Raw genomic sequence first — 16,965 nt, 5'->3', positions numbered from 1 at the left:
ACGAGCATGCCTACTCGGAGAGTTGCGCGATGGCTCCTTCATGACCAGGGGTTACGCCAAGATCCCTGCTACACCACTCGGCGGGACGCCATCCTGGCGTTTCTGCCTGGCGTCAGTAACATGAGCAATCCTCATGTTCTCGTCAGGAGGTTGCCATGCCGGATCGCTACGACCTGCCGGCGGGGTTCCGCTGGGGTGCCGCCACCGCCGCCTACCAGATCGAGGGAGCGGTGGACGAGGACGGCCGCGGGCCGTCCGTCTGGGACGTCTTCGCCGCCCGCCCCGGCGCCGTCCGGGACGGCCACACGGGCGCGGTGGCCTGCGACCACTACCACCGGTACCCCGAGGACGTCGCGCTGATGAAGGACCTCGGGCTCGACGGCTACCGCTTCTCCATCTCCTGGCCCCGGATCCTCCCGACGGGCGCGGGCGCCGTCAACCCCGCCGGACTCGCCTTCTACGACCGGCTCGTCGACGCGTTGTTGGAGGCGGGTATCACCCCGCTGCCCACCCTCTTCCACTGGGACCTCCCGCAGGCCCTGGAGGACGACGGCGGCTGGCTGAACCGCGACACCGCCTACCGCTTCGCCGAGTACGCCACCGTCATGGCCGACCGCCTCGGCGACCGCGTCCCCGCCTGGATCACCCTCAACGAGCCCTTCGTCCACACCGTCTTCGGCTACGCCCTCGGCACCCACGCCCCCGGCCGCACCCTGATGCTGGAGGCCCTCCCGGCCGCCCACCACCAGCTCCTCGCCCACGGCCTGGCCGCCTCGGTGCTCCACGACCGCGGCCTGGAGGTGATGCTCTCCAACAACCTCACCCCGGTCGAGCCGGCCACCCCCTCCGACGCCGACCTCGCCGCCGCCCAGGCCTACGACGCCCTCCACAACCGCCTGTTCACCGACCCCGTCCTCCTCGGCCGCTACCCCGACCTCTCCGCCCTCGGCGTCCCCGACGACCTCTACGGCGCCATCCACCCCGGCGACACCGACCTCATCGCCGCCCCCGGCCTCGACGGCCTCGGCCTCAACTTCTACAACCCCACCCGCATCGCCGCCCCCACCGAACCGGGCCTCCCCTTCGACTTCGTCGACATCCCCGACGTCCCCCACACCGCCTTCGGCTGGCCCGTCGTCCCCTCCGCGCTCACCCAACTCCTCATCAAGCTCGGCGAGTTGTACGGCAAGACCCTCCCACCCATCACCATCACCGAGAACGGCTGCTCCGTCACCGAGGAGACCGTCCCCGACCAACCCCGCATCGACTTCATGTCCGCCCACCTCGACGCCCTCGCCCGGGCCGCCGCCGAGGGCATCGACATCCGCGGCTACTACACCTGGTCCCTCCTCGACAACTACGAGTGGGCCGAGGGCTACCACCAGCGCTTCGGCATCGTCCACGTCGACTTCGAGACCCTTGAGCGCACCCCGAAGGCCTCCTACTCGTGGTACCGCGACCTGATCGCCGCTCATCGGGCGCGGCATTCGAAGTAGGAAGCTGACATGTCCGGCAATCCAACTGCCGGATGGGTGGGGCATGGGAGAGGCGCCAACTACAGTTGCGGTCCCGTGTTACGGGCACGGTGATGGGTCCACGCAGGCCCTCCAACTCACAGAAGCGGCAGGAGGATCTCGTCAATGGGGCGACACTTCACCGGATCGTCGACGATCAGGCGGCGTCCGGGGCCGATCCGTACCTGGCCTTCGACGATGACGGCGCGTTGGGCATGGTGCCAGGAGACGGCCTCCTGGTAGCGCTCGAACGGGAGTCGGATGCGGATCTCCGATATCCGTCCTCGGCGGACTGTCGAGATGGTGATCCAACCGAAGGGCTCATCGGTGACGTGACGCAGTTCCACGATGCTGCCCGAGAATGTCGAACGGGCATCGATATGGCTCCGCTTGAGCTGTATCGCAACCTCCTCGATCTTCTGGGAGGCGTCGCTGTCGATGACCACGGAGTCAGGCATGGTGGATGGAGCAGGTAGTGATTCGGCCCAACCGAACCTGGTCTCGAACTCGCCGACCGCCGGTTCGGCCAGGATCTGTGCCAGGGCTGAGCAGAATTCTCTGCTGACACCGCGTTCCACGACCGAGTAAAGGTCGCTCTTGGTAGGTGAGTGCTCTGGATCGACGATGATTTCCTTCACCGCCATGATCGACTGAGCGAAGGTTCGGGTGACACGTCGTTCGAATGGTTCAGGGGGCGAGAGCAGCACTTCCACGCCGGGCAGGGCCGGTTGTTCGTAGGAGCGGTGCTCAGGCTCGGAAAGCGGCACCAGGAGCGGGATGATGAATGACCCCTCCTGAGTGTGATCCATCCGCGCTTTCCTGAGAACCTCGTCCCCTCGGCGTGCGTAGTTGCCACCGATTTCGCTGCGCTCGTTCCAAGCCGTTGTTCCAGCGGCGCGAAGAAGCTTTCTGGCAGAACTGATGACGGTCGAAGCCGTCTCGAACGGGATGGTATCGGTGATCCGGTGGTCGTTGGCCGCACGCAGGAGAGTCACGTCCATGCGGTGGTAGCGGATTCTGGGCCCGAGGAGTGCTGCAGTTGTGCCTTCGTGGGTGGCAAGGCGGTCGAGAATTCCCTTGGCGATGATGGAATTGTTCCCCTCGATTGCGGGGACGCCGATCCTTGCCTCGCCTTTGCCCCATAGGGATCCCCCTATGCCGGGCGGTTGGCAGACCCAGCCGCTGTACTCCATGTAGGTTCGCAACTGTGCCAGCGTCGGAAGACGGACGACCGGAACGCCTAGGCTGCCGGCGTGAAGCATGCTTCAACCTCCCTGTGCCACTGCTCGACGACGTCGACCGTGAGGCGTTGGTCCTTGGGAATGCGGATCTTGTTCCCAGTGCTGGTGTTGTTGACGCGCACCCAGAAGGCAGCAGCTTTGTGGTCGGTGCCCCCTGGATGGTGCTCGATCCATCGAGGGCGCTCGTCGAAGTCGAGAACGACGAGGACGAAGTAGACCGGAAGCAGGCTTTGGCCCCACTGTTCCCGCCAGTGGAGCTCGGACTTCCAGGTAGCACTGCTTCCGCCGATTGAGAACTGTGACGTGCATTTGACCTGTACACGGGCTGACGCGACCGCGAAGTCGATGGTCCCGTCCACAGCCAGAACGTCTTCGTCGGGAGAGGTTTCAGTGAAACCGACGCCTGCCTGGCTTGCGATCGAGCGGATGTAGGAGACGCCGAATCGGCCCTTCGCGCCACTGTGGCTCAGGGTGACGAATGCGGAACCGTTCGGGGAGTCGGGTGGCGGCGGCACAGTCATGCGCGTCATCTTGAGTGAGGCGCGAACTGTCCGCTACCCCTTCGGCATAAATCATCTTGGTGGTTGCCGTCTTGACTTTCTGGTAAGACCAGGATCTCCAAGGTCGCGAAGGCTTCACAGCGCATAGTGCGGGCAGATCGCCACGGGTCAGGACGAGCCGTGACTCCACTGACACCCTGTTCGACGGGCCGAGGGCTACCACCAGCGCTTCGGCCTCATCCACGTCGACTTCGACACCCGACAGCGCACCCCGAAGGCCTCCTGCGCCTGGTACCGCGACCTGATCGCCACCCGCCACCCGCCACCCGCCGCGCGCGGCGACGCGCTACCGGGCGTCGGCAGCAGGTGTCTGGTGCCTCGCCCGGTAGGCGCGCTTCTTGACGAGGGCGCCGCAGGTCTTCATCGAGCACCAGCGGCGGGCGCCCGCGCGGGAGGTGTCGACGAAGGGGGCGCCGCAGTCGGGGTTTCCGCAGATGCGGACGCGGGTGCGGTGCTCCGATGCGCAGAGGGCGATCAGATCCCGGGCGACCATCGAGAGCACCGCCGCGACCGCGTCGCCGTGCCAGTGCACGGTGGTCGCGTCGGGGGCGAGTTCGGGTGTCGAGGGGGGTTCGGCGGCGGCGCGGTTGACGAGGGCGATGTCGTCGGGCGAGGGCGGCGCGGCGTCCGCCAGGGCGCGGCCGGTTCGCTGGATCGCCTCACGTAGTCGCCTGGCGCGGCCGAGGTCGGCCTCGGTGCAGGGCGGTGCCGCTGTCGTGCAGTCGCTTTCGACGGCCCAGCGGCTCAGGTCCTCGGGCCGGGCGAGCCGTTCGAAGGGCGTGTCCGCGCCACGGTCGGCCAGGGTGCCGGCGAAGGCGAAGCACAATCGCGCGTCGTCGAAGCGGAAGTCGGCCTTGGCGCGCTGGCGCCCCTCGCGGCTGTCGTCCCTGCCGATCCTGTCGTCCATGTCCACCACTTTAGGTGGTTGACATGATTCCGGGCAAGCGACTAGCTTCCAAGTCCACCGCTTGAACCGGTGGACTTTAGGCGGTTGCTTCCCGCTCCCGTCGACTCTCGCCAACGCCCAACGCCCAACGCCCTTCAGCACGAGGAGGCCGCGCCATGCGCGCCGCAGTCATCGAGGAACTCCACAAGCCGCTCGTCATCCGCGACGTGCCCGACCCCTCCTGCCCGCCGGACGGCGCGATCGTGCGCGTCGGGGCGAACGGGATCTGCCGGACCGACTGGGCCCTGTGGGCCGGGGAGTTCTGGACGGGCGGACCGCGTGTCGAGGCCCCGTTCGTCCTCGGCCACGAGTTCGCCGGCACCGTCGTGGAGGTCGGCCGCGAGGTGCGGGGGTGGAAGGAGGGAGACCGCGTCATCTTCCCGATGAACCCCGGCGAGGGCTCGTGCGAGATGTGCCGCAGCGGCAATCAGCACGTCTGCGAGCACGTGGACTCGCTCGTGCCCGGGGTGTCCTACTGGGGCGCCTTCGCCGAGTACGTCATGGTCCGCTTCGCCGACGTCAACCTGGTCGAAGTGCCGGAGGGCGTCGGCTTCGTGGACGTCGCCGCGCTGGCCTGCCGCTACATGACGGCCTTCCACGGCGTCGTCGACCAGGCGAAGGTCCGCGGCGGCGAATGGGTCGCGGTGTACGGCGCCGGGGGCGGCATGGGGCTGTCGACGGTCGAGATCGCCGCGGCGACGGGCGCCAACGTCATCGCGATCGACATCACGGACGACAAGCTGGACGCCGCCCGCGCACTCGGCGCCGTCCACACCGTCAACGCGGCGACCGACGACCCCGCCGAAGCGGTGAAGACCCTCACCGGCGGCGGTGCGCATGTGTCGGTCGACGCCGTGGGCATCGCCGCGGCCTGCCGCAACTCCGTCCTCTCCCTGCGCACCCGCGGCCGCCACCTCCAACTCGGCCACACCACCGCTGCGGAACAGGGGGACGTCGCGCTGCCGGTCGACGTCATGATGGTCAAGGAACTGGAGTTCCTGAGCGCCTTCGGCATGCAGGGCCAGCGCTTCGGCACGATGTTGAACATGATCGCCGCCGGTCGCCTCGACCCCGGCCGCATCGTCTCGCGCACCGTCGGCCTCCACGAGGCGAGCGAGGTCCTGGAGTCCCTGGAGACGTACGGACCCACCGGCGTGGTCGTCATCGACGCGTTCCGCCCCTGAGACGTCTCCCCCCTGAGGCGTCTCCCCCTGAGACGTCTTCCCCCGAAACACCTCCCCCCGAGAGCAGGAACGACCATGCCCGCATCCCGTCAACTGATGGACCAGGAACTGAGTCTGGCCCTCGACGCAGTCCCCATGACCCCCAACGGCGCGTTCGACCTGACGGACCTCGCCGCAACGCGCGCGGCGTTCCGCGCCCAGGCCGAGGCCGCCGCCGACGCCCAGCCCGGCGACCCGTCGGTCACCGTCGAGACGCACCTCGCGCGCCGAACGGACGGCCCCGACGTACCGATCCGCCTTCTGCGTCCCACCGAAGCGCCCGGACCTCTGCCGGTCCTGCTCTGGTTCCACGGCGGCGGACAGGTCCTCGGCTTCGCGGCCCAGGACGACCCGTGGCTCACCCGGCTGAGCGCGGGCCTCGGCTGCGCCGTCGCCGTGGTCGACTACCGGCTCGCCCCCGAGACACCCGCCCCCGGCGCCGCCGAGGACGGCTTCACCGCCTACCAGTGGCTCGGCCGCGAGGCGGAGGCCCTGGGACTGGACGGCACCCGCATCGGCATCGGGGGCCAGAGCGGCGGCGGAGGCGTCGCGGCGGCCACGACCCTCCTGATCCGCGACCGCGGCGGCGTGACACCGCTGTTCCAGTCACTCACGTATCCCATGCTCGACGACCGCAACCGCACCGCATCGAGCCACGAGATCACCGACATCGGCATCTGGGACCGCTCGACCAACCTCCTCGCCTGGCAGGCGATCCTGGGCGACCGCGCCGGCACCGACGACGTCTGCCCCTACTCCGCCCCCGCCCGCACCACCGACCTCAGCGCCCTGCCACCCACCTTCATCACCGTCGGTGACCTCGACTGCTTCCGCGACGAGAACCTCGACTACGCCACCCGTCTGCGGGCCCACGGCGTCCCGGTCGAATTCCACCTCTACCCCGGCGCCTACCACGCCTTCGACCTCATCGCCCCCCAGTCCCGACTTGCCACCACGTTCCACCAGACCTGGTCCAACTACCTCACCCGCCAGTTCCACACCGCTCCGTCCCCCACCTGACATCCGCGCCGAGGACTGTTCGGCCGTGGAGGAAAACGAGAGGAAGCGAGAGGAAGCGAGAGGAGAGGGGAGGGGAGGAACGGTGAAGGTCCGGCCGGCCCCGGGGGCGGGTGAGCCGTCCGGTGTCGCGGCGGGACGCGCTGCCACCTGCGCTTCGCCCCCATCAGCGTAGTGTGGCCCGCTCGTGGGAGGGGCGCGGTAGATCATGGGTGTATGGCCAGAGACACGGGCCGCTCCTCCTGGCTGCCCCTGCGCCGATCGGGTAGCCGTCGTGAGCGGCGACACCCACGCTCAGCCCCGCGGGAGCAGTCGGCGCATCGCCTGTGGTCGGTGATGAGCATCCGGAGTGTCGCCGGTCAGATGTTCGTCCTACAGGTGCTGATCGTGCTGTTGCTGGTGGTGACGGCCGTCGTGGTGCTGCTGGTCCAGTCCCGCAGCGACCGGTTCGACGCGGCGCACGGCCGTACGCTCGCCGCGGCCCAGGGGTTCGCCCACGGTCCCGGCCTGGTGGCGGCGATGCAGGGCCCCGACCCCAGCGCGGTGCTCCAGCCGCTGGCCGAAGCGGCCCGTACGGCTGCCGGGGTCGACTTCATCGTGGTGACCGACCGCAACGGCATCCGCTACACCCACCCCGATCCGGAGCTGATCGGCAAGATGTTCATCGGCACCATCGGGCCGTCGCTGCACGGCCAGGTCACCATCGAGGACGTGCACGGCCCGCTCGGCTCCGAGTACCAGGTGGTCGTCCCGGTGGAGGACTCCCACGGGGCGGTCGTGGGCATCGTCTCGTCCGGGATGAAGGTCTCCAACGTGAGCAGCGCGTTCAACCGCCAGCTGCCGGTCGTCTTGGGCGTCGGCGCTCTGGCGCTCGGCCTGGCCACGGCCGGTACGGCGCTGGTGGGAAGGCGTCTGCTGCGGCAGACCCGGGGCCTGGGGCCGGAAGAGATGACCCGGATGTACGAGCACCACGACGCGGTGCTGCACGCGGTGCGCGAGGGCGTGGCCATCGTCGGCGGCGACGGCCGGGTCCTGCTCGCCAACGACGAGGCGCGCCGCCTGCTCGACCTGCCCCCCGACGTGGAGGGGCGCCCCGTCGCCGACCTGGGCCTCGCCCCCCGCACGTCCGAACTGCTGATCTCCGACCGTGCGGTCACCGACGAGGTGCTTCCCGTCGGAGACCGCCTGCTGGCCGTCAACAGCCGCCCCACCGACAGCGGGGGAGGCCCGTCGGGCAGCGTCACCACCCTGCGCGACTCCACCGAACTGCGCGCCCTCGCGGGGAAGGCCGAGGTCGCCCGCAGCCGGCTCAGGCTGCTGTACGAGGCGAGCCTGGCGATCGGCACGACCCTGGACGTCCGGCGCACCGCGGAGGAGCTCGTCCGGACGGCCGCCCACGAGTTCTGCGACTACGCCACCGTCGACCTCGCCGAGGCGGTCCTGGACGGCGAGGAGCCACGGGCCCTGCTGGTCGATGCCCCGGTGGAGCTGCGGCGGGTGGCGCTCGCGGGCGTCCGGGACGATTCGCCGCTGTACCCCCAGGGGGAGCTGGTCAGGTGGGGCCGGGGCACCCCGCAGGCGGCGGGTTTCGTCCGGGGGAGTCCCACGCTGGTCACCGAGCTGGCGACCGACGCCGGCTGGCGCATGCAGGACACCGAGCGTACGCAGGCGGTGCTGGAGTTCGGTCTGGGATCGCTGATCGCCGTTCCGCTGTCGGCACGGGGTGTGCTGATGGGCATCGCCTGCTTCTGGCGCAGCCGTGACAGAGGCCCCTTCGAGGAGGAGGACCTGTCCCTGGCCGAGGAACTGGCCGCCAGGGCGGCCGTGTCCATCGACAACGCCCGCCGCTACACGCGCGAGCACACGATGGCCGTCACCCTCCAGCACAGCCTGTTGCCGCGCGCGTTGCCCGAGCAGAGCGCCCTCGACATCGCCTACCGCTACCACCCCGCCCAGGCGGGGGTCGGCGGCGACTGGTTCGACGTCATCCCGCTGTCGGGCACCCGGGTCGCGCTCGTCGTCGGGGACGTGGTCGGCCACGGCCTGCACGCGGCCGCGACCATGGGCCGGCTGCGCACCGCGGTCCAGAACTTCTCCACCCTCGACCTGCCGCCGGACGAGCTCCTCGGACACCTGGACGAACTGGTCGCCCACATCGACCAGGAGACGGCGGCGGCCGAGGGCGAGCTCGCGATCACCGGCGCCACCTGCCTCTACGCCATCTACGACCCGACCACCGGCATCTGCGCCCTGGCCCGGGCGGGCCACCCGCCGCCCGCCCTCGTCCACCCGGACGGCACGGTGGAGATCCTCACCCTTCCCGCCGGCCCGCCGCTCGGCCTGGGCGGGATGCCCTTCGAAGCCATGGAGGTGCGGGTGCCGCAGGGAAGCAACCTGGTTCTCTACACCGACGGCCTCATCGAGGACCGCACCCGCGACATCGGTGTCGGCCTGGACATCCTCACCGCCACCCTGGCCCGCGCCGACCGGTCGCCCCAGGAGGTCTGCGACGCCGTGCTCGACGCCCTGCTACCCGTCCGCCAGACCGACGACATCGCCCTGCTCGTCGCCCGCACCCGGATGCTGGCGCCCGATCGGCTCAGCGAGTGGGAGGTGGCCGCGACCCCCGCGGCCGTGGGCCGGGCGCGGGCCGAGGCGACCCGGCAGCTCACCGAGTGGGGCCTCGAGGAGGCCGTGTTCGTCACCGAACTGGTGCTCAGCGAGCTGGTGACCAATGCCATCCGCCACGGGACCGAACCGATCAAGGTGCGGCTGCTGTACGACCGCACGCTGATCTGCGAGGTCGCCGACACCAGCAGCACCGCCCCGCACCTGCGCTACGCGGCCGCCGAGGACGAGGGCGGCCGCGGCCTGTTCCTCGTCGCGCGGCTCGCCGAGCGCTGGGGCGTGCGCTACACCCCCTGGGGCAAGATCATCTGGGCCGAGCAGTCGCTGCAGCCGAGCGCCTCGATGGCCTGGCCCGTGATCGAGTAGCCGAGCAGCCCTCCTAGGGGGCGTGGTGGCCGAGCCGGGTCAGCCGGTGGTGAGCACCATCCGGAAGCGGGCCTTCCCGGCGAGCATCTTCTGGTACGCCTCCTCGGCGTGGTCCAGCGGCACGGTCTCGGTCATCGGGCGGATGCCGTGCAGAGCGCTGAATGCCATCGTGTCCTCCACGTCCTGCGCGGTGCCGGACGGGTGGCCCCGGACGACGTTGGCGCCCATGAGCAGTCCGGCCGGACTGATCTCCATCGGAGCGGTGTCCGCCCCGATCACCACCAGTTCCCCGCGGGGGGCCAGCCCGTCCAGGGTGGACGCGATGGCCTCGGAGTTGCCGGCGGTGGCCAGCACGGCCCTGGCGCCGCCGTAGGACTGCAGTGCCTCGGCGACCGGGGTGCCGGCGGTGCTGTCGACGTAGTGGTGGGCGCCCAGTTGCTCGGCGAAGCCGGCCTTCTCGGCGCTTCGGGCGATCGCCACCGTCTCGAAGCCCATCGCGACCGCGTACTGGACCCCGAGGTGCCCGAGGCCGCCGAGACCGAGCACCGCGACCAGATCGCCGGGCCGGGCGGAGCTGCGCCGCAGCCCGTTGTACGTGGTCACGCCCGCGCAGGCCATCGGCCCGGCATCGCCGGCCGCCAGTTCGTCGGGGATCCGGGCCAGTGCGTCGGCGGGCGCGATCACCTTCTCGGCGAAGCCGCCGTCGTACGCCCATCCCGGGACCTTCAAGTTCCGGCACACGATGAAGTCGCCTCGGCGGCACGGCTCGCAGTAGCCGCAGCTGCCGCCGAACCAGCCGACCGCCACCCGGTCGCCGATCTGCCATCCACGGTCCCGAGTGCCTTCGCCGAACTCCTCGATGCGTCCGGCGATCTCGTGCCCGGGCACCACGGGGAACGACACACCCGGTAGTGCGGCGTTCACGAAGAGTGTGTCGGAGTGGCAGACGCCGCACGCCTCCACGGCGATCCTCACGTGGCCGGGTCCCGGCTGCGGCACCTCTCGCTCGGCCGGTTGGAGCGCACCGCCCGGGGCGGTCGCCTGCGCCACTCGATAGGTACTCATGATCCAGCGCTCCTCCGGGAAGATGATCAGCGCTCCTCCGGGAAGTCGTCGCCGCGCGTCGGCAGGCTGCTCAGGGATCCGTCCGGGGGGCCTTTTCTTCACCATAAGGCCGTGCGGGCCACTGCGCAGGGCAGTGGGAGCAGCAGGCCGAGGGCCACCACCGGTGCCACGGCCTCGTCCGTGTCGACTCCGTCCGAAGTCACCTCCCACGCAAGCGTGTTGACACCTCGTTCTGCCGTTGCGGTCCTGTGGGAGCCCGAAGGGCCCGGCCCCGCTGCGCTCGCCGCGCGGCCGGGTCCTCGGGGGCTGGTGGGTCAGCTGAGGGTGCGGAGCGCTTCGGCGCCGTAGGGACGCAGCTCGGCGTGGCGGCCGGAGAGGACCTTGGCGGCCCACTGCGGGTCCTGGAGGAGGGCGCGGCCGACGGCGACCAGGTCGAACTCGTCGCGCTCCAGCCGGTCGAGCAGGTTGTCGATGGCCTGGACCGGGGAGCCCTCGCCCCTGAAGGCGCCGATGAAGTCGCCGTCGAGGCCGACCGAGCCGACGGTGATGGCGGGGCGGCCGGTGAGCTTCTTGGTCCAGCCGGCCAGATTGAGGTCCGAGCCGTCGAACTCGGGGACCCAGTAGCGGCGGGTCGAGGCGTGGAAGGCGTCGACGCCGGCCTCGGCGAGCGGGGTGAGGATGGCCTCCAGCTCCTCGGGGGTCTCGGCGAGGCGGGCCTCGTAGTTCTCGGACTTCCACTGCGAGTAGCGGAAGATCACCGGGAATTCCGGGGAGACGGCCGCTCGCACCGCGGCGACGAGCTCGGCCGTGAACTTCGTCCGGGCCACCGGGTCGCCGCCGTAGGCGTCGGTGCGGCGGTTGGTGCCCGCCCACAGGAACTGGTCGAGCAGGTAGCCGTGGGCGCCGTGCAGCTCGACGCCGTCGAAGCCGATCCGCTCGGCGGCCGCGGCGGCCTCGGCGAACGCGCCGATGACGGCGTCCAGATCGGCCCGGGTCATCGCCCGGCCGGTTCCCTCGGTGCCGTCCAGCCGGATCCCGGACGGGCCGACGGCGGGAGCGTCGGCGAACGGCGGGTCGCCCTGCTCGCGCACCATGCCGATGTGCCAGAGCTGCGGCACGATGGTGCCGCCCGCCGCGTGGACGTCCTCGGCGACGCGGGCCCACCCGGCCAGCTGCTCCTCGCCGTGGAAGCGGGGGATGTCGTCGCTCTGGCCGGCGGACTCGTGGCCGACGTACGTCCCCTCGGTGATGATCAGGCCGACGCCGGCGGTGGCGCGGCGGGCGTAGTACGAGCGCACGTCCTCGCCGGGCACGCCGCCCGGAGAGAACCTGCGCGTCATCGGCGCCATCGCGATGCGGTTGGGAACGGTCAGCCCGTTGAGCGTGACGGGCCGGGACAGGATTTCGGCCGCGCGGGAGGCTGCGGGCTCGGTGACGGTCATGGGATCCCTCGTGGGTACCGGTGGAGTGCGCCGGGGCGGAATTGGTTGCCTGTGCAAACAACTCGGGTGGCCCCCGCATTTCGCCGACCGGGCGAAACTCGCTGTGATCAGCGCCACTACGCGCCGGAGGGGAGCGGCCGTCCCGTCCTGCCCGGCCGTGGCCCAACCCATCTGCTGCGGTGCTGACTTGACGGCTGTCCGGGGCTGGCGGGCGGAGCCTGGCTAGAATCACGACGTGTTCGACGGCCTGAGGGCTTCCGCCGGCGCTCCGGACTCGTCCACGTCGACTGCGCTGTACGTCGACTGCGCTGTACGCCGACTGCACGGCGCACCGACTTCACGGCGCAGCGGCGCACCCCGGAGGCCTCCTACGCCTGGTACCGCGACCGATCGCCGACCGAAGGAGCTGACGATGACTCCACGACAGATCGCCGACGACCACGTGGCCCGGGTCGCCGCACACGACCCCGTCACCTCCACCTCCCTGGGCCTGGCCCCGGGCGACGACCGGATGCCCGACCTGTCGCCGGACGGCGTCGAGGAGACGGTCCGGCTCGCGCGGGAGGCGCTGGCGCGCCTGGACGCCGTCCCCGAGGCCGGGCCTGACGGGGATCCGGCGGAGCTCGTGTGCGCGCGGCTGCTGCGCGAGCGGCTCGACGCCGAGGTGCGGGTGCACGAGGCCGGCGAGAACTTCCGCGCCGTGCGGAACCTGCACACGCCGGTGCACCAGCTCCGGGGCATCTTCACGATGATGCCCACCGCCACCGACGACGACTGGGCCCCGGTCCTGGGCCGGCTGCGCAACCTGCCCACCGCGCTGGACGGCTACCGGGCCACGCTGGCGGAGGGCGTCGCCCGCAAGCTGCTCGCCGCGCCCCGCCAGGCCGACGTGCTGTGCGCGCAGCTCACCGCGTGGACCGGCGAGACGGCCGGGGGCCCCGGCTGGTTCGCCGAGTTCGTCGCCCCCGCGCCGCAGCGGCTCCGCCCCGAACTGGACGCCGCCGCGAACGCGGCGACCGCCGCCGTGGCCGCGTTCCGGGACTGGCTCCGCGACAGCTACCGGTCCGCTGCGGAAGGCACACCCGACGCCGTCGGCCGCGAGCGCTACCTGCTCGGGGCGCGACAGTACACCGGCGCCGACCTGGACCTGGACGAGACCTACGACTGGGCCTGGGAGGAGTTCCACCGGGTCTGGGCCGAACTGCGCACGGAGGCCGAACGGGTGCTGCCCGGCGCCACCGTCCAGGAGGCCCGGGCCCATCTGGACGAGCACGGACACACCGTGCACGGCGCCGAGCGGATGCGCGGCTGGCTGCAGCAGATCACGGACGACGCGATCGAGGCACTCGACGGGCACCACTTCGACATCACCGGCCCGCTGCGCCGGGTCGAGACCAGGATCGCCCCGGCCGGCAGCGCCGCCGCGCCGTACTACAGCGGGCCGAGCCTCGACTTCGCCCGCCCGGGCCGGACCTTCCTCCCGCTGGCCAACGGCGACGCGCAGGAGCGGTTCCGCACCTGGCGCCTGGTCAGCACCTGGTACCACGAGGGCGTCCCCGGGCACCATCTGCAGCTCGCCTCCTGGACCGCGGCGGCGGAGCGACTGTCCCGCTACCAGGTCACCCTCGGCAAGATCAGCGCCAACGTGGAGGGCTGGGCCCTGTACGCGGAGCGGCTGATGGACGAGCTCGGCTTCCTCACCGATCCCGGACGCCGCCTCGGCTACCTCGGCAAGCAGATGATGCGCGTCGCCCGCGTCATCGTCGACCTCGGCATGCACCTGGAGAGCGCCATTCCGGCGGGCTCCCCGTTCCACCCAGGTGAGCGCTGGACCCCGGAGCTGGCCACCGCCTTCATGGCCGACTACGTCGGCCTGGCGCCCGCCCACCTGCACAGTGAGATCGTCCGTTACCTCGGCCGGCCCGGCCAGGCCATCGGCTACAAGCTCGGCGAGCGCGCCTGGCTGGCCGGCCGCGACGCGGCCCGCCGCCGGCTGGGCGCCGACTTCGACCTCAAGCACTGGCACATGAAGGCCCTGCGGCAGGGCTCCCTGGGCCTGGACGACCTGGAGGCAGGCCTGGCCGCGCTGTGACCGCCGACTGACGGCCGTGCGCCCGCCGTCGATCGACACGACGCACGGACGCACGGACGCACGGACGCACGGACGGCACCCGGCCCGGAAACTCCTCCGGGCCGGTGGGCGGCCGGTGGGCGGCCGGGGTGTGGTCGGGAATCCTGGGCGGTCGGCGGTGCCCGGATGGAATCATGTGGACGCCCGGAGAGGGTGTCGCATGGTCGAGTCGGGACAGGAGCCGTAGGTGGGGGAAAGGCAGCGGGCCGTCCGGAAGCCCAAGGTCGTGCTGGCGGACGGGGCGCGGCTCCATGCGGTCGCCCGCGCGGTCGTCGACGATCACCAGAGGGCTGTCGAGCACGTGCGCCAGGCCGCGGCCGGTCTGCGGGGCCGGCTGGTCCGCGAAGAACTGGACGCCATTCCCGTGGCCCGGCTGAAGGACGTCACCGAGGGGCGGCTGCGCGTCGGCGCGTTGGAGACCGCCGGAATCAGGACCGTGCGGCAGGTGGTGGACGCCACGCCCTACACGCTCCAACTGCTGCCCGGAATCGGAGCCCAGAGCGCTCTCCAGGCCATCGCCGCCGCCGGGCAGATCGCCCGGGCAGCGGAGCAGGCCGTGGCGATCCGGCTGGACGTCGACCACCAGGACGCGGCCGGCACCGCGCTGGTCGTCGCACTCCAACGGCTGGTCGCCGCCGGGCCCGAGGCGAGACGGGCCAGAGAGCTGGCGGAGCGTGTCGTCGGCGAGGCCGCCGCCCTGATCGCCGCCGCCCAGCCGGCCCGGGGCGTTGTCAGAGGCCTGTTCGCCGGGCGGCAGCGCCGACAGGAGGCGTTCGCCGCGGTCGATCGGCTGGACGCCCTGCTCGCGGAGACGGAGGACCGGGGAACGTCCATGCTCTTCGCCCAGGCGTCGGTGGACCTCCTCCGCCCACCGGCCACGGACATCGAGGCCTGGGCGGAGTTCGAAGTCCGCTCGGCCGAGTTCTACGGCGTCCTGGGCGAGTTCGCCGGATCCGGCTCCGACGGGCTCACCGCCTCCGAGGGCTTCCTCCCGGAGAGCCTGTCGGACCGGGTCCGGGCCGAGCCGCTGGACGACACCCGGTGCAAGGTCTCGCTCCGCGGTTACCAGGCGTTCGGTGCCCGCTTCGCCCTCGCGCAGAAGCGGGTGATCATCGGCGATGAGATGGGCCTCGGGAAGACGATCCAGGCGATTGCCGCGCTCGCGCACCTCCGGGCGCACGGGAGCGCACACTTCCTCGTCGTCTGCCCGGCCAGCGTCCTCATCAACTGGATCAGGGAGATCGAGTCGCGCAGCACGCTGAGGGCGTTCCGATTCCACGGCCAGGAACGGGAAGCGGCGCGCACCGAATGGCTCGCCAGCGGAGGTGTCGCCGTCGTGACCTTCGACGGACTGCGCAGCCTGGAGGTCCCGGAGGGTGTCACGGTCGGCATGGTCGTGGTGGACGAGGCCCACTACGTCAAGAACCACAGCACGAAGCGCTCCCGGGCGGTGGCCGAGTGGACCGACCGCGTCGACCGCGTCCTGTTCCTCACCGGCACCCCGATGGAGAACCGGGTGGAGGAGTTCCGGAACCTGGTCCGCTATCTGCAGCCCGATCTTCTGCCCGGAATCCACAGCAGTTCGGGCGCCGCAGGGCCGACGTCGTTCCGCAGGGCCGTCGCACCGGCCTACCTGCGCCGCAACCAGCGGGACGTCCTGACGGAGCTCCCCGACGTCGTTCACGTCGACGAATGGGAGGAACTGTCGGCATCCGATCTCGTCGCCTACCGTTCGGCGGTCGCCGAGGGGAACTTCATGGCCATGCGCCGTGCCGCGTACGCGGACCCGGCAGGGTCGGCGAAGCTGTTGCGGCTGATGGAGGTTGTCGAGGAGGCCGCGGAGAACGGGTTGAAGGTCGTCGTCTTCTCGTACTTCCGAGATGTCCTGCGGGTCGTCCAGGACGCTCTGGGGCAGCGTGCCTTCGGCCCGATCGACGGAGGACTGGACGCTGTCCGGCGACAGGACGTGGTGGACGAGTTCGCCGCCGTGCAGGGCCATGCGGTGCTGCTGAGCCAGATCCAGGCCGGCGGTGTGGGACTGAACATCCAGGCGGCGTCGGTCGTCATTCTCTGCGAACCCCAGGTGAAGCCCACCACGGAGAGCCAGGCGATAGCCAGAGCCCATCGAATGGGCCAGGTCCGGCGCGTACAGGTGCACCGCCTGCTGGCCGCTGACAGCGTCGACCAGCGGATGGTGGAGATTCTCCGCGCGAAGAGCCGACTGTTCGACGACTACGCGCGCCGCAGCGACGTGGCCGAATCGACTCCTGAAGCGGTCGACGTCTCGGAGCAGTCGCTGGCAGCGCTGATCGTGGAGGAGGAACAACTGCGCCTCGCCCGGACGGTTGCCGACGGTGCCGCGACCTGACGCCGTGACCGCGGGCGGTCGCACGTCCGTCGCTCGACGTTGCGGCGGGGGCTGCTGGGGCTGGGCGTTTGTTTTGGGCACTGAATTGGGGGTACTGTCTCCCAGTCGCTCGGCAGGGAGCACCGGACACGCATCGGCGCGGACGGTCCCGGGGCGGCCAATCCTCTTGAAACACCACCTCCTGGTTCGGGCCGGGTCGCGCCTTGTCGCGGCTTGGTTCCTATTCGGCGTGCTTGTTTTATCGGATTGCGGCCGATTCGCTTTTCGGAGCGGGGCTCGGCTAGAGTTTGAAACGTCGGACGGGGCATAAAGCCGCAGAAGACACCAGCGAGTTGGATGAACGAAGCGCCGGAAACGGGGCGGAAAACATCTGATAAGCTGGGAACACGAAAGAACGAAGCGCCCGGAGGGCCCGCTGGAAGGCGGTCCGAAGGAAGTGTCCGTTCCTTGAGAACTCAACAGCG

11 protein-coding genes and 1 pseudogene are annotated in these 16,965 nt (G+C 70.8%); 7 read left to right on the top strand and 5 right to left on the bottom strand.

Annotated elements, in window-relative coordinates; translation table 11 throughout:
* Positions 1–155: 155 nt before the first annotated feature.
* The gene (locus ABT015_RS37095) at positions 156–1,496 is read left to right on the top strand and encodes a GH1 family beta-glucosidase (RefSeq protein ID WP_350887517.1); all 1,341 of its coding nucleotides are present in this window, start codon (positions 156–158) and stop codon (positions 1,494–1,496) included.
* A gap of 116 nt (positions 1,497–1,612) precedes the next feature.
* Here the strand turns inward: ABT015_RS37095 and ABT015_RS37090 are convergent, their stop codons facing one another.
* Positions 1,613–2,776 (bottom strand): hypothetical protein, encoded by a 1,164-nt coding sequence (locus ABT015_RS37090; protein WP_350887515.1) that lies wholly within the window; start codon positions 2,774–2,776, stop codon positions 1,613–1,615.
* Positions 2,755–3,276 carry a DUF4365 domain-containing protein gene (locus ABT015_RS37085; protein ID WP_350887512.1) on the bottom strand — a complete coding sequence of 174 codons (522 nt, stop codon included), beginning with the start codon at positions 3,274–3,276 and terminating at the stop codon, positions 2,755–2,757. The genes ABT015_RS37090 and ABT015_RS37085 overlap by 22 nt, the downstream gene beginning before the upstream one ends.
* Positions 3,277–3,463: 187 nt before the next feature.
* Here ABT015_RS37085 and ABT015_RS38085 point away from each other — a divergent pair.
* Positions 3,464–3,562 (top strand): annotated as a pseudogene (locus tag ABT015_RS38085) (family 1 glycosylhydrolase); the annotation flags it as partial.
* 39 nt (positions 3,563–3,601) lie between these two features.
* Here the strand turns inward: ABT015_RS38085 and ABT015_RS37080 are convergent.
* Positions 3,602–4,222, bottom strand: coding sequence for a CGNR zinc finger domain-containing protein (locus ABT015_RS37080; RefSeq protein ID WP_350887508.1), 621 nt, complete (start codon positions 4,220–4,222; stop codon positions 3,602–3,604).
* A gap of 155 nt (positions 4,223–4,377) precedes the next feature.
* Between ABT015_RS37080 and ABT015_RS37075 the strand changes: the two genes are divergently transcribed.
* The 3 genes from ABT015_RS37075 to ABT015_RS37065 all read left to right on the top strand — a co-directional run bounded on the left by ABT015_RS37075 (position 4,378) and on the right by ABT015_RS37065 (position 9,495).
* The gene (locus ABT015_RS37075) at positions 4,378–5,445 is read left to right on the top strand and encodes an alcohol dehydrogenase catalytic domain-containing protein (protein ID WP_350887506.1); all 1,068 of its coding nucleotides are present in this window, start codon (positions 4,378–4,380) and stop codon (positions 5,443–5,445) included.
* 75 nt (positions 5,446–5,520) lie between these two features.
* Complete coding sequence (locus ABT015_RS37070) at positions 5,521–6,504, top strand: alpha/beta hydrolase (protein ID WP_350887503.1); 984 nt, start codon at positions 5,521–5,523, stop codon at positions 6,502–6,504.
* Positions 6,505–6,837: 333 nt separating this feature from the next.
* Positions 6,838–9,495 carry a SpoIIE family protein phosphatase gene (locus ABT015_RS37065; RefSeq protein ID WP_350887501.1) on the top strand — a complete coding sequence of 886 codons (2,658 nt, stop codon included), beginning with the start codon at positions 6,838–6,840 and terminating at the stop codon, positions 9,493–9,495.
* Between the two features lie 39 nt (positions 9,496–9,534).
* On the opposite strand, the gene ABT015_RS37060 is transcribed toward ABT015_RS37065, so the two are convergent.
* Positions 9,535–10,560 carry an alcohol dehydrogenase catalytic domain-containing protein gene (locus ABT015_RS37060; RefSeq protein ID WP_350887499.1) on the bottom strand — a complete coding sequence of 342 codons (1,026 nt, stop codon included), beginning with the start codon at positions 10,558–10,560 and terminating at the stop codon, positions 9,535–9,537.
* Positions 10,561–10,874: 314 nt separating this feature from the next.
* On the bottom strand, positions 10,875–12,002 hold the full coding sequence (locus ABT015_RS37055; RefSeq protein ID WP_350887497.1) for an NADH:flavin oxidoreductase: 1,128 nt from the start codon (positions 12,000–12,002) through the stop codon (positions 10,875–10,877).
* Between the two features lie 412 nt (positions 12,003–12,414).
* Here ABT015_RS37055 and ABT015_RS37050 point away from each other — a divergent pair, with 412 nt between their 5' ends.
* Together ABT015_RS37050 and ABT015_RS37045 are read left to right on the top strand one after the other, a co-directional pair.
* Positions 12,415–14,094 (top strand): DUF885 domain-containing protein, encoded by a 1,680-nt coding sequence (locus tag ABT015_RS37050; RefSeq protein WP_350887495.1) that lies wholly within the window; start codon positions 12,415–12,417, stop codon positions 14,092–14,094.
* Between the two features lie 226 nt (positions 14,095–14,320).
* Entirely contained in the window at positions 14,321–16,501 is a 2,181-nt protein-coding gene (locus tag ABT015_RS37045) for a DEAD/DEAH box helicase (RefSeq protein WP_350887493.1), read from the top strand.
* Positions 16,502–16,965 lie beyond the last annotated feature (464 nt).

This window comes from Kitasatospora sp. NPDC094016 (assembly GCF_040304045.1).
Lineage (GTDB): Bacteria > Actinomycetota > Actinomycetes > Streptomycetales > Streptomycetaceae > Kitasatospora.
The sequence above is the reverse complement of the archived record's forward strand: the minus strand, read 5'-3'. Positions and strand labels throughout refer to the sequence as shown.